The 19,607-nt window shown below is 61.8% G+C and carries 22 protein-coding genes and 1 pseudogene; 14 read left to right on the forward strand and 9 right to left on the reverse strand.

Annotation, left to right across the window (positions count from 1 at the left end):
* A partial coding sequence (locus tag E3T25_RS02060; RefSeq protein WP_134371838.1) for a PHP domain-containing protein occupies positions 1-427 on the reverse strand: 427 nt, incomplete at its 3' end.
* 410 nt (positions 428-837) lie between these two features.
* Between E3T25_RS02060 and E3T25_RS02065 the strand changes: the two genes are divergently transcribed.
* Positions 838-1,326 carry a DUF2510 domain-containing protein gene (locus tag E3T25_RS02065; protein ID WP_241980535.1) on the forward strand — a complete coding sequence of 163 codons (489 nt, stop codon included), beginning with the start codon at positions 838-840 and terminating at the stop codon, positions 1,324-1,326.
* 343 nt (positions 1,327-1,669) lie between these two features.
* Here the strand turns inward: E3T25_RS02065 and E3T25_RS02070 are convergent, their stop codons facing one another.
* The gene (locus E3T25_RS02070) at positions 1,670-2,248 is read right to left on the reverse strand and encodes a TetR/AcrR family transcriptional regulator (RefSeq protein ID WP_134371842.1); all 579 of its coding nucleotides are present in this window, start codon (positions 2,246-2,248) and stop codon (positions 1,670-1,672) included.
* Between the two features lie 691 nt (positions 2,249-2,939).
* Complete coding sequence (locus tag E3T25_RS02075; protein ID WP_134371844.1) at positions 2,940-3,476, reverse strand: GNAT family N-acetyltransferase; 537 nt, start codon at positions 3,474-3,476, stop codon at positions 2,940-2,942.
* 112 nt (positions 3,477-3,588) lie between these two features.
* On the opposite strand from E3T25_RS02075, the gene E3T25_RS02080 reads away from it, so the two are divergent.
* The 5 genes and pseudogenes from E3T25_RS02080 to E3T25_RS17240 all read left to right on the forward strand — a co-directional run.
* A complete protein-coding gene (locus E3T25_RS02080) occupies positions 3,589-3,834 on the forward strand; it encodes an SHOCT domain-containing protein (protein ID WP_134371846.1) in 246 nt (81 codons plus the stop codon).
* Positions 3,835-3,981: 147 nt separating this feature from the next.
* Entirely contained in the window at positions 3,982-4,314 is a 333-nt protein-coding gene (locus E3T25_RS02085; protein WP_134371848.1) for a PadR family transcriptional regulator, read from the forward strand.
* On the forward strand, positions 4,311-4,832 hold the full coding sequence (locus tag E3T25_RS02090; RefSeq protein ID WP_134371850.1) for a hypothetical protein: 522 nt from the start codon (positions 4,311-4,313) through the stop codon (positions 4,830-4,832). Before E3T25_RS02085 ends, E3T25_RS02090 begins: the two co-directional genes overlap by 4 nt.
* 205 nt (positions 4,833-5,037) lie before the next feature.
* Entirely contained in the window at positions 5,038-5,610 is a 573-nt protein-coding gene (locus E3T25_RS02095; protein ID WP_134371852.1) for a TetR/AcrR family transcriptional regulator, read from the forward strand.
* 74 nt (positions 5,611-5,684) lie between these two features.
* A pseudogene (locus E3T25_RS17240) lies at positions 5,685-6,149 on the forward strand (FBP domain-containing protein); the annotation flags it as partial.
* Between the two features lie 126 nt (positions 6,150-6,275).
* On the opposite strand, the gene E3T25_RS17245 reads toward E3T25_RS17240, so the two are convergent.
* The gene (locus tag E3T25_RS17245; protein ID WP_241980549.1) at positions 6,276-7,259 is read right to left on the reverse strand and encodes a hypothetical protein; all 984 of its coding nucleotides are present in this window, start codon (positions 7,257-7,259) and stop codon (positions 6,276-6,278) included.
* Between the two features lie 155 nt (positions 7,260-7,414).
* Between E3T25_RS17245 and E3T25_RS02105 the strand changes: the two genes are divergently transcribed.
* A complete protein-coding gene (locus E3T25_RS02105; protein WP_134371856.1) occupies positions 7,415-7,852 on the forward strand; it encodes an ASCH domain-containing protein in 438 nt (145 codons plus the stop codon).
* 39 nt (positions 7,853-7,891) lie between these two features.
* Here E3T25_RS02105 and E3T25_RS17250 read toward each other — a convergent pair whose 3' ends face one another.
* The 3 genes from E3T25_RS17250 to E3T25_RS02120 form a co-directional block, all read right to left on the reverse strand.
* Positions 7,892-8,170 (reverse strand): putative quinol monooxygenase, encoded by a 279-nt coding sequence (locus E3T25_RS17250; RefSeq protein ID WP_134371858.1) that lies wholly within the window; start codon positions 8,168-8,170, stop codon positions 7,892-7,894.
* 721 nt (positions 8,171-8,891) lie between these two features.
* Positions 8,892-9,161 carry a cell division protein CrgA gene (locus E3T25_RS02115; RefSeq protein WP_241980536.1) on the reverse strand — a complete coding sequence of 90 codons (270 nt, stop codon included), beginning with the start codon at positions 9,159-9,161 and terminating at the stop codon, positions 8,892-8,894.
* Between the two features lie 395 nt (positions 9,162-9,556).
* Entirely contained in the window at positions 9,557-10,162 is a 606-nt protein-coding gene (locus E3T25_RS02120; RefSeq protein WP_134371860.1) for a 5'-nucleotidase C-terminal domain-containing protein, read from the reverse strand.
* Between the two features lie 1,603 nt (positions 10,163-11,765).
* Here E3T25_RS02120 and E3T25_RS16610 point away from each other — a divergent pair.
* The 3 genes from E3T25_RS16610 (at position 11,766) to E3T25_RS17260 (ending at position 12,983) form a co-directional block, all read left to right on the forward strand.
* Entirely contained in the window at positions 11,766-11,927 is a 162-nt protein-coding gene (locus E3T25_RS16610; protein ID WP_166785022.1) for an SOS response-associated peptidase family protein, read from the forward strand.
* Between the two features lie 276 nt (positions 11,928-12,203).
* Positions 12,204-12,605, forward strand: coding sequence for an alpha/beta fold hydrolase (locus E3T25_RS17255; RefSeq protein WP_241980537.1), 402 nt, complete (start codon positions 12,204-12,206; stop codon positions 12,603-12,605).
* A 30-nt stretch (positions 12,606-12,635) separates the two neighbouring features.
* Positions 12,636-12,983 (forward strand): alpha/beta fold hydrolase, encoded by a 348-nt coding sequence (locus E3T25_RS17260; RefSeq protein WP_241980538.1) that lies wholly within the window; start codon positions 12,636-12,638, stop codon positions 12,981-12,983.
* 98 nt (positions 12,984-13,081) lie between these two features.
* Here the strand turns inward: E3T25_RS17260 and E3T25_RS02130 are convergent, their stop codons facing one another.
* Both E3T25_RS02130 and E3T25_RS17610 read right to left on the reverse strand, forming a co-directional pair.
* Complete coding sequence (locus tag E3T25_RS02130; RefSeq protein ID WP_134371956.1) at positions 13,082-15,559, reverse strand: molybdopterin oxidoreductase family protein; 2,478 nt, start codon at positions 15,557-15,559, stop codon at positions 13,082-13,084.
* Between the two features lie 71 nt (positions 15,560-15,630).
* Entirely contained in the window at positions 15,631-15,753 is a 123-nt protein-coding gene (locus E3T25_RS17610) for a hypothetical protein (RefSeq protein WP_255453037.1), read from the reverse strand.
* A 675-nt stretch (positions 15,754-16,428) separates the two neighbouring features.
* Here E3T25_RS17610 and E3T25_RS02135 point away from each other — a divergent pair.
* From E3T25_RS02135 to E3T25_RS02150, 4 genes are all read left to right on the forward strand, one after another.
* Entirely contained in the window at positions 16,429-16,893 is a 465-nt protein-coding gene (locus E3T25_RS02135; protein WP_134371862.1) for a cytidine deaminase family protein, read from the forward strand.
* 469 nt (positions 16,894-17,362) lie between these two features.
* On the forward strand, positions 17,363-17,554 hold the full coding sequence (locus E3T25_RS02140; protein ID WP_134371864.1) for a hypothetical protein: 192 nt from the start codon (positions 17,363-17,365) through the stop codon (positions 17,552-17,554).
* A 62-nt stretch (positions 17,555-17,616) separates the two neighbouring features.
* The gene (locus tag E3T25_RS02145) at positions 17,617-18,000 is read left to right on the forward strand and encodes a hypothetical protein (protein ID WP_134371866.1); all 384 of its coding nucleotides are present in this window, start codon (positions 17,617-17,619) and stop codon (positions 17,998-18,000) included.
* Between the two features lie 152 nt (positions 18,001-18,152).
* A complete protein-coding gene (locus E3T25_RS02150; protein ID WP_134371868.1) occupies positions 18,153-19,379 on the forward strand; it encodes a hypothetical protein in 1,227 nt (408 codons plus the stop codon).
* Positions 19,380-19,607 lie beyond the last annotated feature (228 nt).

The raw sequence follows: 19,607 nt of genomic DNA on the forward strand, positions 1-19,607 counted from the left end.
GTTCCACGGCGAGCCCCACATCAGAAAGTGGCCCGAGGAGGATGGTTAGGGTGCGTCCCTCCGCCCAGGTGGCGAGCCGGCGCCGGTCGATGCTCGGCACCCGGCCTGCCTCGTGCGCGGAACTCACGGCCCGACAGAGCGCGGCATAGCCGCGGCCATCCGCGCCGTGGGCAAGCAGGGTCACCCGACCGAGCGGCCGGTGCTCATCGTCGTGGACGGCCAGGTCCGCGCCCAGGCCCGGCCGGATCCCGGCGGCCGCGCACGCCCGCACGTGCTTGACCGCCCCGTACAGCCCGTCCCGGTCGGTGAGGGCGAGGAAGTCAGCACCGGCGGCGGCCGCCTGGTCAACGAGGACCTCGGGCATGGTCACGCCGTAGTGCGGCGAGTACGCGGAGGCAACGTGGAGGTGCGGGAAGCTCTGTCGCATCTGTACCTCCAACCCCTGCTATCGAACGTTTATTCGATATGGGGAGTGTAGGTCTGGGCTCTGACACTGGCAAGGTCTATCTGCTGCGTCGCGGGTTCAGTTCCTCTGACTCGACGACACGGTGACGCCCTACTTGGCCAGAGCGCAACCGTCCTGGCGATGTCAGCAGTTTTGCTCGACCCCATCGGTGTTGCCGGTCTGCATGAGGACCTGGTCATGCCGCAACTTGCTGCTGGCAGCGAGGAAGCTTGTCTATTCGTCAAGTAGCGCGATGTTCGAGGGCCGAGGTAGGTTTCTTTCTCTCTACCCGGGCTGGTCTACAGCTCTGAAAGGGGGCTGGAGGCAGATGCCCGGCCACCCTTATGCTGTGGTCAGCTACGCGCACCTGTGGTGGCGGGGAAGGACACGCTGTGGCAGATCATACGACCACACCACAACCATCCGGGTGGTACCCCGATCCGAAGTCCGAGACGTCCAACCAACTGCGCTGGTGGAATGGAACCGACTGGACCGAGCATGTGAAACGCGATCTCCCTGTGGCCCCGCGCCTCAAGAGAACGTTCCTCATGATCACAGCTTCCAGTGTTAAGCGGCCAGTGTCCCGGTGGCGCTTCGTTGGGAGCTACATCTGTCTAGTCGTCGCGGTCGCTGCAACCGCCTACCTCATCAACCACTATTCGGTCCTGATCCCTAAGCTGTTGAAGTCGAACCCGGCGGACCCGGGTTGGGCGTCGCTCGGATTCTTTATGACCCCGATCATCATCGGTCCGTTCATGGTCATGCCTATGATCGCCTCGATCATCCTGAGGTGGACATGGCTGAACATCACCGGCCTTGCCGTCGTGCTGATGCTGCTTCCGGTTCCCTACGTGTTTGAAGCGCTTGGGATAACCAGATAATAGTGGTCCGTCTCTGCAGGGCGTGAGGTTTGGGGTGAATGGCGAGCCGATGACGGGGGAGCTGGGACCGCCAGTGAGAACCCTTTCTTGGTGCCTTAATGCCTGCCCCCACATGTCGACGCGTTGCCTCGTTAAACCTGAACATTGACTCGGAACGAGTCGTCGTTAACGCGTGGGCCGGGTCGCTTGGGCGCTTCGCGACGAGTGGTCGCTGGCCTGCGGTGAGCGAGGGCCCCCGGATTGAGTGCAGGTATCTAACATCTTCACCAGTCACGGAGGCCCTCATGCGGCACATTAATGTGAACGCGGCCTTTCGTGGGGAAATGCTCGACACCTGACGCGGTCAGAGAAACCGGTTGGGATGAGTTACGCCAAGCGTTTTGAGGGCGCGTGTGAGCATTTCTTCGATTCGTTCAGGGAGGTCGGTGCGTTCCGTGAGTCGATTGGAGATTTCCTGAACGCCGTAGAAGTTGGCGACAAGGTGCCAGGCCTCCTGGTCGTGGTCCAGGCCGACAGGTACCTCTTCGGCGGCCTCGGCCTCGCGGAGTAGCAGCCCGATGCGCGCGACCCAGCCGACATATGGTGTTGGCAGGGTGGCTGGGATCAGTTGGTACTCCCGCATCAGTCGCACTGCGGCCCGCACGCGGACGTCGTTTTGGAACGCGTCGGCCACGCCCCGGATTGAGGCGACGATCGCTTCCATCCCGTGAATGGGTGGGGCGTCGTCGAGCACGTTCGCGAATGGGGCTCGTGAGAACGCGGAACATATGAGGTCTAGGGCGATATCCGACTTGGCGCTGAAGTGGTACTGAACCTGACCCTTTCCGGTTGCTGCGGTCTCGGCGATGAGGCCAATCGACGCGCCTGCGTAGCCACGGTCGGCGAATTCAACGGCAGCGGCGGCCAGAATGCGTTCGCGCATCTCGGCCGACCGAGAATCGTGGCGTGCCAATCGTGCCTCCCGAGATTAAACAAAGTCCGAACCTGAACCGCTGCGGTGTTGACTCCGTGAACGAGGCCACATCCGGACGGACTTCATCGAGCGGTGCTTTACAAGCGTAGCCATGCCCCCCGAACGTCCGCGACTCAAAGTATTGTACGATCGTACAAGTCCCGGCGAGAATAACGTCTCGATGCAATGTGGGGATACCGGGGGGTCCGGGACGATGGCTTCCCCAGTCAGATTGATCTCTGACTGGGGCCGCCAACCCGACTGCGTCACGGGTGAAAGCGAAGAAGACGTTGGGTGTCTGCATCGCTGCAGTTGCGCCGCCGCTTCGAGCCGAACGGCTGCGCGCCTGCGCGACTGGGAGTTACCGAGTCGTAGCCGCGAAAAAGCCCCGGCGTCGCTGCACCTGGGGGAGGTGAGGAATCTGCCGGGGCCAATCCTTGTGGAGTGGGGGGACTCCGTCAATAAGGGTACGAAGGATCGTCTAAATACCGGCTGGGTGGACCCGCGTGTCGATGAATATCTATCAGACCGACTAGCCACCAAAAGAGACCACCTGGAGGTGTCGCCCGAACGTGGTTGCTGTAGACGGGACCGGAAGGGGTATCCGGACTCTCTGCGGGACGTCGGCCGCCTCGATCGAGAGGGGAACGCCTTGCGGGCATTATTCGTGAACGTCAGCTTCGGATGTTCGGAGTTTGCTCACGGGTCGGATCATCGCCATTCGCGGCCAGGCTTCGAGCCCTCGCGCAGCTTCTGTCTCCATTCGAGCGCCCATCGCGGGGCCCCAGTCACGTGGCAAGAAAGCACTGAAGCCGAGGCGCTTGTAGTATGGCGCGTTCCACGGAACGTCTCGGAATGTGGTCAGCGTCACGGCGGGGAGTCCGCGTTCCCGTGCCCAAGAGTCAGCGAGGACAATCAGTTGCGCTCCGATTCCCTGACGCGCATGCTCCGGGTGGACCGTGACCTGCTCAATATGGGCAGCTCCGTCAACCTGCTCGAGGAGCAAGTAGGCGACGATCACTCCGTCGACGAGCCAGACAAACGCTCCATGGTCCGTGACGAAGCGCTGAAAATCCTGCCTGCTGATCGGTTGATCATCGGCGACTATCGCCATATTGATGTTGCGGAACAACACGTCGGCGGCTCGCTCGATCTCGGTGATCTGGAAGTGGTCCTCGAGACTGGAAAGACGTCGCACCGTTCGATTCTCCCACTCCAGCTCAGGACCTACCGCAGGCCGAAGGACAGACCGGCGAGTCGCCCGGTAGTCTCACGCTTGACGTCGGCATGATGCTGGCAAAAGGGGAAAGATGCTCAATAACCTCACTGGTTGGCATGTTCTTGTCATCCTCGGAGTGCTCGCCACCATGGCTCTCGTCGTGGTCGCCATCATCGTTGTCGTCATCCGGCTCGTGAGAAAGAACGTTCGGCACCCGGTGACTTCGTCGCCCGATCCTGTTGAACAAATTCGGAGACTCGCACAGTTGCGTGACGAGGGACTCCTGTCCGAAACGGAATACGAAGCGAAACGTGCTGAACTAGTGGGTCGAATTTGACGCAGCACTGATCGATCGCTCAGCGGGACGAATTTGCGGTGCCACTCACACCAAGTAGCTGGATCCGACATTCATTCCACTCAGGGGTCTCTGGTGGGGTGAACTTGGTACTTGTGTATGCCTAGTACTAGGTCATATGCTGATGGAATGGCACACGATGCGCAGATGCTCAAGGGAGTCCTCTCCCTTCTCCTGCTGCGCCTCGTCGGTGACCAGGACGACTACGGATACGCTCTCGTGGTTCGCCTTCGAGAGGCCGGCTTCACGGAGCTGACAGAAGGCAGCGTATATCCCGCACTGACTCGTCTCGAGTCGGCTGGGCTGCTTGATTCGCGCCTCGTGCGGTCGGCCTCGGGACCGGCACGAAAGTATTACGTTCTCACCGCCGCCGGACAGTCCGAAGGGACTCGCGCACTCGACGCGTGGACCACGCTCACCGCCAACGTTGATCATGTCCTTGAGAGAAGGAATCCAGCATGAACGTTCTCGACCGCGCCCGCATCGTGGGCGCCACCCTGTCCTACGACCTGTGGCTTGACTTCGCCGGTGTCCCGGGCCGGAGACGGCGCGATCTGAGGCGTGAGCTCAGGGCCAACCTGGGTGACGCGACCGCGCTGGTCGGGTCGCGTAACGCCGTCCGAGGTTTGGGCGGCACCCGCGCGATGGCCGCATCTGCAAGCGTTCCAGATCCCACGCGCCCGCACTGGACAGTCGGATTCACGGTCGGTATGAGCCTCCTCGGACTTTCACTGCTCGCCGAGCTGCTCGCTGCACTGAGCTGGCTCGACGGCGCAATGGCTGCAACTCCCGACAGCCCGGTTACCGGGTCGATGACCTTCTTCCCCGGGTCGAGCCTCACTTACAGCCCGTCCGCCAGCGGCTTCAGCCTCTCGATCAACTTCGGCTGGGTTTGCCTGGCCGTTGGCTTCATCGCCTTCGTGCTTGCCGCACGGCCGTGGCGGCTTTTTGCCCACCGCGCGGTGTCGCTCTCGCAGTAACCAACCCTCTACGGGCTGTGACCTCGGGGTGCGCGCGCGAGTGCTGAGCTTTGCTTGCGTGTCTGTTGGCGCCCATCTCGGTAGCGATGGCTCCGCATCGAGTGACTGCGATCCGAGAGTAAGACTCCTCACCGACATCGAGCAATTACCTAGAGGTATTAGGCAAATACATTGCTACCCTAGGAAAAGGAGAAAGGTGGACGCAATGGCACGAATAGGGCTGACGACGCAACGCGTGACCTTCGCAGCGGCTGACCTAGCTGACGAGATCGGTTTCGAGGGCGTGACCGTCTCGGCTGTTGCGCGCCTCCTCGGCGTCAGGGACGCGAGCCTCTACTCACACATCAAGAATGTGCGGGACCTCCGGACGAGGGTGGCCGTGCTGTCGTTGGCCGAACTCGCCGACCGAGTCGCTGCCGCATTGGCTGGCCGTGCCGGCAAGGATGCGCTGGTCGCCTTCGCCAACGCCTACAGGGCGTACTCGAAGGAACATCCCGGGCGATACGCAGCAACACGGCTAGAGCTTGACCCTGAGGTGGCTGCCGCCAGTGCGGCGGGTAGGCACGCGTCGATGACCAGGGCCATCCTCCGGGGCTACGCACTCGAGGAGCCGGACCAGACCGACGCGGTGCGGCTGCTGCACAGCGTGTTCCACGGATACGTGAGTCTGGAACGTTCCGGTGGCTTTCAAAACACGCAGCGGGCAGCGGATGCATCGTGGTCCCGGGCCCTGGACGCCCTCGATATTGTCCTGAACAACTGGCCGCCGTCGGCCTGACGGTACCGTTTAGCGCTCCCCACTACTCGCGTTCCACGGATCAGCGACACAGACAGAGAAGGCATCCGCACCTCATGCTCCAACTCACCGCAACAGACATCCGGTCATCATTCATCAATGCTTCACTCAGGGAACGCAAGGCGCTCACCCTTCCCCGGGACCTCGAAAACCTGCCATGGGACAACCTCGACTACCTCGGCTGGCGGGACCCCAAGATCCCGGGAATCGGATATGTCATCGTTGAACTCGAGGAGGGCCTGGTCGGGATCCTGCTTCGTCAAGCCGACGGGAAGACAAGAACGCGGCCCCAATGCTCGTGGTGCGAAGACGTGCATCTCCCGAACGACGTGGTGTTCTTCAGCATCAAGCGGGCCGGCCAGGCAGGGCGCAACGGAGACACGGTCGGTACTCTCGTCTGCGCCGGCTTCGAATGCTCTGCAAACGTCCGCAAGCTCCCCCCGGTCGCCTACATCGGCTTCGACGTGGAGGCAGCACGACAGCGACGCATCGAAGCGCTGGGAACACACGTCCGCAACTTTGCACGTAGTGTCCGCGACGGAAAATGGGGCCGCCCGCAAGCTAACCCCCAATCAACGCAGAACTCAGGGTCGATTCGGTCAGGTGCCGACACCTCGGCGGGCAGGCCCTCTGGGAAGAGTGCAAGATCAGCGCGCGGAGTGGCTCCCCTGCGATGGGAAGTCATGGCCAAGCAGCCGACCACGGTTGCTTTCACGACCGAATACTGGATCACTCCATTGCAGTTCTGGGTTGTCGAGGCGCTCGATCGGACTGTCAACTTGAGATGCGCGACGCGACAGCACTTCGTTCCGAAATGTCTCCGTCAGCCGTTCGAGACCTTCTGAGTCTCCTGTCGTATCAAACTCGTAGATTGTGATCTCGACGGCCACGAACAGCTCGATCATGCGGAGTCTTTCGGAAAAGCGGATCCTGCTCCAAAACGGCGACTTGGACCATTCGTCAATTTCCGGATCGATGCCGATGCGCGGATTGAAGTGCAACTCTTCGGGCTCAACGTCACGATCGAATGTGAGGCATCCAAGGCGGCACACACCGTTTCGGAGGGTCCGCTCACCCCATCTGAATCGAGGTTCAGCGTCACGGGGCACTCCGACGACGGGCTCGGCCTCCGCGACTCTTGCGGTAGATACGGCTAACGTCCGGTGCCTGTCGATCCGCGCTAGTCGATTGAGCCAGCCCAAGTAGTTGCCGTCCGGGTCGGAGTTGAAGGGCTGCATGGTGAGGAGCATCTCGCGGTGATGCTCCGCCAGCGGCGCCAACCTGTACAGATTTCGCTTCCAAGATGAGGCGTCATCGTAGATCGGGTATTGCAGGGCTGATTCGCCAGGCGGGGGATACTTTCGTGACGTATGCACGGCAGCAGCCCAGACGACATAATCCAGAGCGCTCCGAAGGTTGTAGAGCCATTCCCCGAAGAGTAGCGAGAGCGCGGGCGGTATGGGCGATTCGAGAAGGACCCGCATCTCGTACTCCCTGATCGACATCCGGCGCAGGTCGAATTCGAAGGGGTGAGGCTCTAGAAATCTGTTCCACACGCGCGCCATTTCCGCAGAATGCTCCTTGGCACGTTCCACTCGCAATCGCGCGGGGTCAAACTCGAGAGAGGCCACACCTGAATGCTAGGCGCAAGTCGGAGATGCTAGCGTTTCGGCAGGTGATGAGTACATTGCACCCAAGTCGGTTCGAGCCCCTGCCTGGTTCGTGCAAGCGAGACGGGAACGCCTTGCGATTCAGGGTTGCGTGCCTGGGTACCTAGGATCACTTCATGACCAACCACGGTGAATTCCCGATTGCTGAGTTCGGTTTTCCAGGCCCGCTTCGGGATCGACTGATCGCCGCAATCCTGGCCGGCACGAAGACCTCCACAAGCTCGACCTTCGTGGAGTACTCGGTAGAGGACGAACAGCTGCCGATCGTCGGGAACAAGCAGACGGTTGTGGATTCAAGCGATGCCGCGGTGGCGATCATCCAGACGGTTGCGGTCGAGATTGTCCGACTTGCTGACGTCGGCCTCGAGCATGCGCGCGACGAGGGCGAAGGATTCGACTCCGTAGCCGCCTGGCGGCGCGGTCATGAAGCCTTCTGGCACAGTGCGGAGATGCGTGACTTCCTCAACAATTCAGACTTCACAGTTGATGACGAAACGCTCGTCGTACTGGAGCGTTTTCAGTTAGTCGAGGCGCTCCGCCAGGCCGCACCGTAGTACTCGTACCGGCAGCCCAAGGTGGGCAATGTGAGGTGACTAGAGCCCGTGGATCGAGTAGCGACGATCGATCCCGGCTGAGGCCCGTCCCCAGTCGCTTCCCGCAACGCGGTCCTGGTGTGCTTTAAGCGCAGAACTGTCCTGGAAGCACTCGTCGACCTGCCACACCATAGGATCGACGGTCGGGGCGACACGGAATGAGATGCACCCGGGCTCCGCGCGCGTTCGAGCCACGTGATCCGAAAGATGCTCAGCGAGTACGGCCGCCTGATCCCGATCGTGGCAGGTAAGTTGACCACTCAGGTGCACTTGGCTCATGCCATGAGCGTATATGCCGGCCGGAGAGCCGTGCCGGGAGTGTCGTATCCTGCGTGTCCCGTAAGCCGGACCCTCATGGGCACAGAACCAAGGTCCGTGCTGCGGTGAATGAGCTGTGCATGCGAGAGCGGAATTTGTGCGGCCGAGTGTGGGAATCGACACAAAACGGCCAGGGAGCTTCTAATGAAGAGACCGTCCCGTTTGCCCCGACCGAGATAATTCGCAGTCAGGCGCGTCTACAGGAACGCCCATCCCATGAATAGTGGCCTGAACCTCACGCCCGCCGCCTCCACATCCGAATGACGTTGTCCGCAGCCTCTGCCTCGACCACCACCCGCTCCCGTTCTCGCTCCGCAGCCTGGCGGGCCCGGACTTTCCCTGCCACGTCCAGCAGGTCCCACATCTGTTCACCGGTCACTGACACCCCGCGGGCGCCGATGCGCCGGGTTCGGCCGCGGATCAGGGCGGTGGGTCCGGATCATGCTGCCCCGACCTGCGCCTTCGCGTCCTGGAAGAACACCACAGCGGCATCGGAAACACTCCACCCATCAACCGCGTTCACAAGGCCTATGATCTGCTGCCTGGTTCCCTCCCCCCTGGGATTCCATGACTACTTCCGTTCGCTCGGGGCGCCGCGAAGCAGGCATTGATCCTTGTCTGGATCTTCGGCGATGTTCAGGGTCATCCGGCCAGCCGGTGAGGCGTTGCTCATGCTGTCTGCCTATACCCGGCGCCGCTGCCGGGAACCGCTGACAAGAAGGAGAATTCCCGCAATGAGCATCGGCATCCCCGTGACGAAGAAGAAGCCGCCCCCGAGCAGGTTCCACGATCCCAGGGCAGCGATCGGCAAAGTGCCCTGGGAAACGTAGAACATGACTATCCAAGCGACGCCGAAGAAGCCGCCCAGGATGGCAAGCACGAGCAGTATTGCACCCGTAACCGTGCGCCCCGTCCCTGCGGACTTGTCCATGGCGATGGCGATATTTGACACTGTGGCCCCCAAGATTTTGTTCAGTTGATCAGCATCAGTACCGAGCAAAACGCCAAAGAACGGATGGGAAGTCGCACAGCCCCATCTCAATTTGAAGTCGATCCACAAGAGCGGGAAGAGACAGCTCCTGCGACCCTTCTTGGTCCGGGCCGCGCATGGCTGGGCGACCCCGGTTCCGATGCTCCGATTCGGCTTTCGACTCTCGTGCTCTCGGGCTGTTCGGCCCAGCCTCCACCGACCAAAGTCTGGCGGGACGACTTCCTGTGCCGTCCGTGTCTCCGACGCCACCAGTACACCGACCAGGCCGGGCAATGTACCCCCCGCGGCAGTTTCGATCTGCGCTGGTGCGTGCTGAGGGAACGCCGTGCGCGAGGCCGCCGATTTCGGCGTCGGTCTTACGGCAGGACGGTGATCCGTCCCTCCGTCGTCGCGTCGACGACGCCGAGCGACTTTGCGTGGGCCATGATCGCCTCCGCGTCGCTTGGCGCTCCCGAAGCTGGGACCAGCACTGATCCTCCCGAGAACCCGGCGACGCCGTCGCCGCCACCGACGACGTAGTTTGTTACCGCCACCGAGTACGTGGATGCGACGTCGATTGGTTCCCCGGCGACCCGGACGTCGCTTACGCGTGAGCCGACGGCAGCACTGGGGGAGTAGGAGTAGGAAATCCCCGACACCTGGGGGAAGCCGCCTCCCAGAATGTCCACGTGTCCAACGCCCTGCTCGAGTGCTGCGACGATCCCGGCCCCGGACGCCTGCACGACCATGACTTTGTTATCGAAGGGTGCGATGGAGTACGCGTCCCGCGTGGTGAAGTCCGGCCCTGGTGCCTCTGCGCGCAGGCCACCACCATTCATCCACCCGATCTGGGTGCCGTGGTACGCGCGGAAGGCATCCGCAACCCAGTTGCCGAGAGCTGTTTCCTGGCGGCGGGCGGCGTTCTCAGGGTTGAGCAGCGGGGTCTGGACAGTGGCGAGGACCGTGGAGAGGTTGGCCGCCATATCGGCCTCGTAGAACTTCTCGAGCTGGTGCAGACTCGGGTCCGNTCCGGGGTGACCGTGTGGTCCACCTCGATCACGGACGGGGCGACGATGTACTCGCCGCCCTCTTTGGTGATGTCGAGCCGGATGAGCGAGCCGATGTTCCCCTCGGGAGCCATCAGAGGGACCGCGCCGGAGTAGGAGATGACGGACTCGTACTCAGCCATCTCCTCGCCGAAGATGGCATCGATCTCCGGTACGGCCTGCGCCAACACCCGGTTGTCGTCCATCGAGTGCTGAGTCACTGCCACCACGACGTCCACCTTCTCTGTCGCTGTCATGTCAGCCACGGCGGCCCGTGCGGCTTCGACGGGATCGGTCTCGTCGAGCTGGTCGCTGGCCAAGGTCGTATCGATGGCGTCGGTCAGGCCGATGAAGCCCACTCGCACCTTGCCGATGCGCTGGACCTCCCACGTGCCTCCCGCCACGAACGGCTCGCCCTCAGCGTCGACCAGGTTGGAGGTGATCCACGGAAACTCCGACGCGGCAACGAGCTCGCGGGCGATATCGATCCCGAAGTCGAAGTCGTGCTGGCCGAAATTCGCGAGGTCTACGCCGATCTTGTTGAAGGCGTCGACCATCGGGAACCCCTTGTAAAGCCCGCCGAAGAGCGTGCCTCCGGCCAGATCGCCGCCGAAGACGACGGATGTCGCTGGATTGTCCTCACGCACCGTGTCGATCGCAGCGGAGAGACGGGCGACACCGCCGCGGTCCTGTCCGCCGGAGAGTACCGGTCCGATCTCGTGGGCGTCGTTAAAATACAGCAGGGTCGCGGAATTCGACGCGCGCGGGTTGGCGGCATCGGCGCCCTGATCGGGCGGGGCGGCCTGGGCCTGGGCCGGTGCAGACGCCGCCAGTACTATCGCAAAGGCCGGAATGGACAGGAGTCGGATCAGGGGGCGCGTCAAGGTGTGGTCCCTTCGAATTCGGAGCGTGCGTACCCGACCAAGGTCCCCGCAGGGTGTGAACGTGACCTCTCCTGCCAAGGTCATTTCAACGTCCTAATGATTAACAACTGACTTCACACTTTCCAGCGCGGCGGCTTCCAAAATAGCGGAACTCCTGATGGTCTGGTTTTTACTACACGGTGCAAGAACGGTGACGCCGACCGCGGACTTTCGCGCTCTCCCGGTAGGTCAGGCGGCTCGGGGGCGGGTTGATGAGGGCGTCCACGATTTGTGGGGTGAGGCGCTGCAGGCCGGAGATGGCATTTATTCGTTGGCGCCACAGGGTTGAGCGTAGTTCGGCGAGGTCGTCGCCGTGGGTGGGGATGTACCAGCACCAGATCTCGTTGTAGACCCAGAACGAGAGCGCATCGGCTGCTCAGATGCTGGCGGGTGATGTGCGCGCAGTGTGACCGGCATGGACGACGACCTGGGTGTGCCGAACTGTCAACGATGCTTGGTCCGTATGGTGATCTTGGGCACCGATGAAGGCCCTTTCTGATGCTGCCCGGAGTGCGGATTCGTTCGCTTCGTGTGACGTTGGCCGTCCTCGCACTACCCAGACAGCGCCGGGTTGATCCCATTGCTGACGAGGCCGAGGGCAAGCTAGTTTCAACTGCATGTGCGGCAGATACGTGGTCCCCAATACGACAGACGAGCTGCTGAGCCTCTTCGACGCCACCGGCGCCAACGCCTCCGACTGGAAGCCCTCGTACAGTGTTGCCCCCACGGACCCGGCACCTATCGTGCGCGAATGGATCCACGACGAAACAGTGCAGTAACACAGCCTGAGCGTTGAACGGTTGTCGCGCTAAAGGTACCTGAGGGCGAATCCTCAACGGGCGAGTCATGCGGGCACGTCCTGCCCAAGCGCGATGCGCAACCCAGTCGTCGCGGGGGAGTATCCGCAGGGCGTCCCTCTTGCGGATCGATGGGACTGCCTACCCAAGCTGCGATTGAGCGTTGGATGCGCTGCCTAACGGCGTATCGCTGTGCCGTCGGGCCTCTGGCCAGATAACCTCTGGCCAGATATGTTGCTCTGCCCCTACAGTGAAGTCATGTTGCACTCAACTCGGCAAGGCTCCGGTAAGCCACTCCTGCTGATCCATGGGGTCGGTTCCAGTATTGGCAACTGGAACCCGGTAATCCCGGCGCTGGCCGCTGAACGTGATGTCATCGCCGTCGACCTCCCCGGCTGCGGCGAATCCGCGCCGCTGACCGGCGAAACCACCATTGCCACGCTGACCGATTCCGTCGAAGCCTTTATCCGCGACGCGGAACTGGGTGACCTTGATCTGGTAGGCAGCTCCATGGGCGCCCGGATGGTAATGGAAATGGCACGCCGCGGGCACGCTGGCACCACGGTCGCACTGGACCCTGGTGGATTCTGGAATGACCGCCAGGCAGCGATCTTTGGTACAAGCATCAAGGCATCCGTCGCACTGGTGCGCCGCATCTAACCGGCGCTCCCCTTCCTCACGGGCAACCCTGTGGGTCGCACGGCCCTGTTTGCACAGTTCTCCGCCCACCCCTGGAAGCTGCCACAGGATCTGGTCCTGCACGAGCTTCGCGGGTTCAAGACATCGACCAGCCTGGACCCGGCTCTCAACGCGCTGATTCACGGACCCCGCCAGGAAGGCGCACCGGCCGGTTCACTCAAGGGCAAAGTGGTCATTGGATGGGGGCGGAAGGACAAGGTCACCGTTCCCAGTGAGGCGGCGCGGGCCACGGAGCTGTTCCCGGATGCAACGCTGCACTGGTTCGAAAACTGCGGTCACTTCCCGCACTGGGACCAACCAACGGAAGCGGCGCGCCTGATTCTCGATAGCACCGGCTGAGCTGCGGCTGAGCGCCCGGGCGGAGCCACCTACGGCTGAGTTGGCTTCAGAAAGGTGGAACCGGCGACGGCTGGGGATGATGCATGCAGGGAACAGCATCAGTTTCCCTGCTCGGGCGCGACAGCGGGCAACTTGATCGGAGATGTTGATTCGTGCGCCTCGGCGTCCGGGCCGCCAACCGTGACCGGCACGCCGCCGGAATCCGCAGGGCGGGATGCTGCGGTCGTTGGAGCCGGTGACGGGCCGGTACCGTCCGCTACTTTCTCCACCCGCACAGCCGCATTTTTGAACAGGGGCTGCTTGGATACCGGATCCCACTCTGTCATCGTCAGTTCGTTGGCTGCGGTGGGGTGACCGTCCGGACCGGGTCGTCCCGAATCCCAATAGCCGTAATGAAACGGTGCGAATACCGTACCCTCGCGCACATTGCTGACGCGGGCGGGAACGACAAGTGCACCGCGACGGGAGGTGACTCGTACAGTGTCACCCTCCACGATATCGAGCCGGCCAGCATCCAACACCGAGATCTCTAACCACGCCGACGGTGCCGCGTTGTTGAGCTGCCGGGCACGACCGGTGCGAGTGCGCGTGTGGAACTGGTACGCCGTGCGGCCGGTCGTGTACCGCAACGGAAAGTCGGCATCCGGCTCTTCGGATGGTGGCGCATAGGGTGCAGCCTTGAAAACGGCGCGCCCGTGAGTCTCCAGCGCACGGAACGCCTGCTCACCGGCCGAGGCACCGGTGAGCAGGTCATGGCCGAACGTTTCGCAGTCGTCTGGCTCGGTGGCGAAGACGCCGTCACCGTAGAGTCGAACTGTTCCCTCCGGATGCTCGTCGTTACACGGCCACGGAATGCCGCTTCCTCCTCGAAGTCGCGTGTAGGTGATGCCGGTGTAGTCACACGGGCGGCCTCGGCTGCAGTCCTGCCACGCGCGGAATCCGTCCTCCGGTCCGGCCCAGTCGAGAAGTGGCGCGCCCGAATTCGTGCGAAAATTCATCCGCGCCGAATAGTCAAGAAAAATATCCAGATCGCTCCTTGCCTCACGAGGCGGCTCGACGGCCTTGTCGGAGAGATGCACCGTACGATCCGCGTTGGTGAAAGTTCCTGTTTTCTCGCCCCAGCCCGCGGCCGGCAGCACGACATCGGCAAACAGCGCCGTTTCGGTGAGATAAAGGTCCTGCACGACGAGGAAGACGTTCTCTTGGCCGAGGATGGCGCGGATACGTTCCAATTCCGGCATCGAAATCGCCGGGTTCGTCGCCGAGATCCAGAGAAACTCGATGTTGCCTTGCTCGACATACTGAAAGATTTGCATCGCATGGGTTGGGGGAGCTTGGTGCGCAATGATCGAAATATCAACGTCCCATAGGGTCGCGAGCTCGCGGACGTGCTCCGAATTCTCCCAGTTGCGGAATCCGGGAAGGTCTCCGTCCGCTCCGCACTCCCGGTTGTTCTGCGCGGTGGGCTGGCCGTTCATCTGCAGCACCCCGCTTCCTGGCGCGCCGAGTTTTCCTCGCAGCAAGTGCATATTGTTCACTTGACACGATGCCGCGGTTGCCTGCGCCGACTGGTAGAAGCCCTGCAAAACGGTGGAGAGCACTCGGGCGCTCGTGCCGAAAATTTGTGCAGCTTCTCGCACATCGTCGACCGAGACACCGCAGGTTTCAGCTACTGCGTCTGGCGTCCATGGTTCCACGACGGCCCGCAATCTGTCGACTCCGATGGTGTGGGCCGCGATGTAGGCCTCATCAATCCATCCGTTCATGAACAGTTCCCGGATCAGACCATTCATCAGTGCCTGGTTCGTCCCTGGACGCACCGCAAGGTGCACGTCCGCGACCCGCGCCACCTCAGTCTCACGCGGGTCGATACAGACAATACGTGGCCGGTCGGGCCCGGCGATCCGATCGAGCACCCTCGCCCACAGCACCGTCTGCGTCTCGGCCATGTTGTGCCCGAATAGGAACATCGCATCACATTCGTCGATGTCGGCGTAGCTACCAGGCTGGCCATCCGCACCAAAGCTCTCCTTCATCGCCGCCGCCGCGGTCGCCGTGCACAATCGGGTGTTGCCATCCATGTGCGGGGTACCGATACCAGCCTTGCCGAGAATTGCCAGCGCGTAGTACTCCTCGAGAAATAATTGGCCGCTGGTATAGAACGCGTGGCTCAGTGGACCCTTGTCCGCCAAGAGCTGCCTGCTTCGCTCGACGATCCGGGACATCGCCGTGTCCCAGTCGGTCTCGACCAACTCGCCACCGATCCGGATGAGCGGACGAGTCAGCCGGTCGCCGTTCGACATACCCTGCCAACTGCCGAAGAGGCCCTTCGGCCCGAGTCGCCCATGATTGACGGTGTCGATGGCTCGACCCAGCACTCCGACCATCCGCCCGTCTTTCACCGCGATGTCGCACGCGCAGCCATTGCTGCACAGCGTGCAAGCCGACTGCACCCAACGATCAACGTCGTCCTCACCGAGGCCATCAGCCAACTTCTGATCAACACGCACCGGCCACTTCTCGCCGCGGCCAAAAGGCGTCCTGGTGCCCCAGATGTCGCCGATCCTGTCCACCATCACAACACCCTCTTCCGCTCCGACTTGTAGTCTGCGCCCGCGAGCAGCCCAGATCAACGTCCAGACGAGACTCATCCACAGTGCCCCGACACCGCCGTCGGTGAAGTGAAGCCGACCGTTTCGAGGGTCAAGTAGGCGAATGCCATGTTCTCGCCCCGCAGGTAGGGAACGATGACCTGAGCGACACGATTCATGTTTCGGTACAGCAACCTTCACCCGCACCACCCCTGGCTCACTGAGAAGGCAATATTCAGCGGTGGTTCAATGAGCGCGAGCGCGGGGCTAGCCATCATTATTGAAAGCCCGTGCTGCCGCCATGACGCCGCGCGCTCGACCGGTGGACAGCACCTCGGCCAGGGACTCGTCATCCAACTGGGGATTCATCCCTAGGAGCCACGCACGAGCTACTTTGCCCGGTTCCACCGCGAGCGGTAACTCAACAACTTGGAACGTATCGCACAGCAGCTACTCGCTCGTCTACGGCGGATGAACCGTTCCGTTGGCCCACCGTATGAGACCCCGCGCGTTCTTCGTGACGATCACCCCGAGCAGTGCCTGACCAAGTTGGGACTGCAAAGCACCAACGATGTCGCTGACTCCACGTCGCCCTCATCCGCCTGATATCCGCAACCGTGCCGAGGCTCAGAAACTCCAAAGCCGCGCCCGTCATGGGATCAATTGCAATCGGCGTAGATGAAAAGAGAACCCCAGCACCGCGATGGCGAGTGCCCGTAAGACGTTCCCAAACGCCACCCAGCTGCTCAACGCCGGCTCGAAGCACTGGCGGCGAATTCTGTGCCCCATGAAGGTTCCGCTTACGGACATGCCAGCCAAGACTTGCGTTCGGTTCGATCCGTAGGATTACGCTCATGCTCCCAACCGCTGAACTCGCAGTGCCGACGGCCGAAGACCTTGAGCTCGTTGAACTCGCAAGAGAGGTCATCGACGCGAACACGGACGCCGGGCCCGATGAAGATGGTGCACACACTATGGGCGCGGCAGTTCGAGACGCCGACGGCCGCATGTTCGCTGGGGTGAATCTGTTCCACTTCACCGGCGGTCCGTGCGCCGAGCTGGTTGCACTTGGCGCGGCGCGTGCACAGGGCGGGCGAGAAATCACGACAATCGTCGCTGTTGGCAATCACGGGCGCGGTGTTGTCGGACCGTGCGGTCGTGACCGGCAGGTCCTTTTCGATTACTACCCCGGCATCAGGGTGCTTCTTCCGACCGCCGAGGGTGTTCGTGTCGCCACCATTGAGACCCTGATGCCGTTTGCCGCGTCATGGACTATGAAGGGCGGCACTCAGCAGTTCGACGAAGAGCGTTTCCGCTGACGACCGGCGGAATCGATTGAGGTTCGCCTTGCGGACGGGGAATCCGAGTTTGAGGAGCGACGCTAAAATCCCTGTCATGGGGATTCGTCAAACATTTGCGCGTGCTCTACGGCCAGGCACGCGAGTGCGGATACTGAGTGATCCGATCTTCGGGGGCCCATTCAGCGAGCCCTGCTCCGGGACCGTCCAGTCGTCTGAACGAGCGCACGGTCTCACACCGGCAGCGGCTCGGGAAAGCAAGTTCGTCTATTGGATCGAGTTCGACACGCCGCAGGTCGACAGGGACGGTGACGGCCCATATTCCGCCTCGCAAGTATTGTCCACATACGTCCGTGCGGTCTGATTAGCTGGAACTGCGACTGCGCCCCTAACTACGCGGGATCGTCCGGTAGCCGTTCGGCTTTCGGACGCAGTTCGTCTGCCATTCAAGAACAGCACGCCTGTCGGTGCTGGGATCTACCGTCGTCTCATGGCAGGCAATCAACCGAAACATCCGCGCCACCACTACGCCAAATTCAAAGATCCACCTAATGACCGCGTGCGCATCGAGATGTTCCTGGAGGCAATCAGCGACTACGCGAGCCTCCAAGCAACGTTTCCACTACCGGAGTTTCCCTCCGAAATGAGGATCACATCAGCGACGGTATCTACTGGATTGTGAACCTACACGCGGCGCTCTTACGCAAGTTCTTTACCACAGGCGAGCAAACTGAGGTTCATCGGGTGATCGATGCCGCTCGACGCCAAATGAGGCGCGAGGATGGACGCATATCGACCCATCTCAGCGAGGTGGAAAAGTATGCGCGAGCGGACAGCGTCCCGTCCCGTCTGGCTCAAAGCTTCGACGGAAACGCGACGCCGGTCTGGGAACGTGTGCTCATCGAGCTCTACGGTCGACATCTCCACAACGACTTCGGCAAATGGCACGCATCGAAACGGTTCCCGCACCGAAGCAACACCGTGCCGATGTACGAGTGGTGCGGAGCCGCGGTGATTGTCTTGGACATGCTCGTAACCGTCATCCGCGACGGAGAACGGGCGGGGGTGATCGACCTTGATGATGACAAGGCGGCCTACTTCACCGAAAGCGGAGCATTGAATCGCTAATCATGTGCTGGGCACAGGCGATTGGAGTGAATTGACGACTGCGATGATAAAACCATTCGAGAAAGAGGCCGCGCATGGCGATAGCAGGACCTGGGGATCTTCCCACTGCGTTGGACGTCCTGGAGACTGCTCTTGGCTCGCGTCCCACGCCAATGCAGCTTCGCAAGCTCACGATTCCAGAACTCGATGACTTGGCCGGTCTCTTGGGAGAGTTGTCTGAGGCACAGAGCAAGGACGCAATTCCTGGGGGCGCCTACCTCGTTGGTGGTTGGCTCGGCACCTACTGGAGCGAGCCCTTTCTCCGGGGCGACCTAAGTAGATCCCTGCTTTATTATTCCAACCTCCTAGTCCTTGACCCGCTCGCTGACTACTTTGACGATCGGTCGCGTCTGCCGACGACTCACCCGATTCGAGTGCGTAGGCCAGAGGATGCAAAATTCAACACCGTCACATCCGGTCCGGCAATATGGAGCACACATGGTACATTTATGGCGTTTAGGGACGACCCGGACAGGGCGGTCGCTCGCTTCGCTGCAATAGTCGAAAATCTCTACTCGCTGGAATCGCTAATTAAGAGCGGCGTCGTGGTTCTCCGAAGCCAGTGGCCGATTCTCTCCGATCGCAGAGACGCTTTGGCGACTTCGGTACGGCACGACGTTCGCTCGCAGGCAATGCAGTCACTGGCGCGCCAGCCCTCTACAGCAGATGACGCATTCGCCGTCTGGGACAACCTACGTGGATTGTCATTGAGCTTCTCCGGCGGCGCAATTCCCAGCGACGAGCCGTGGGAAACCCAGCATATTTTCTACTACCTGGCCAAGACCCTCGCCATCGCAGACGCCTCAGGAGCACAATACGTGCCCTCAACCGAGCGAGACCTCGAACTCCTGCGCACAAAGGTGGGCTCGGCTGCGCGGTTCACCCACCCGGGAGACTTTTTGGAAGAAGTGGCCAGAGTGGTCGTTCCGTCATTCGATGTACCAATAGCTCGGGCGGTCGAGATGAGGGAGTCTTCATCAGGCTTTGAGGACTGGCGAAGCACGCTAGATCGAATTCGCCGGGCGGGAGCCGCTGACAATTCAGAGGAACTTCGAGAGAGAGTTCAGGACGAACTGCGACCGGCCGTTCGTGCCGTCGAGGCAGAACTTGGTCGCTCCTCACTTCTCTCGTCACTCGACAAGACGGGATCCGACTTCATCTTCACAGGCGGTCTGGCCGCAGTGGCTGCCACCGTCGGCGGTGGGAACCCCTACGTGGCGGCTAGTGCCGCCGCCGCCTCGGGGCTCGTGAGCTGGATTCGGCGAGCATATGGGCCGCGATCGCAAGGCGGTCCCGATGCCGTGCTAGCTGCTCTCGTGCGCAGATCGAAAAAGAGCTGATTTCCTAAACGATGCATAGGTGCTCGTTACCCAGGCAGTCATCAGGTAGGCGTTTCCCGGTCCGACTCTCGCATTCAAGGTTGGTCTTTGGGACAAACCGCTCTAAGGCTGCCTATATCTTCCCTGCCACGGTCTGCGCCTCGACTACCGCGTGATGCTCGCGTTTATAGTTTCCTGGCCGGTGTCCATGTGCACAGGGGAGAACCTCGAGGCCGGGTATGCAGGGCG

Source organism: Cryobacterium sandaracinum (genome assembly GCF_004403415.1).
Lineage (GTDB): Bacteria > Actinomycetota > Actinomycetes > Actinomycetales > Microbacteriaceae > Cryobacterium > Cryobacterium sandaracinum.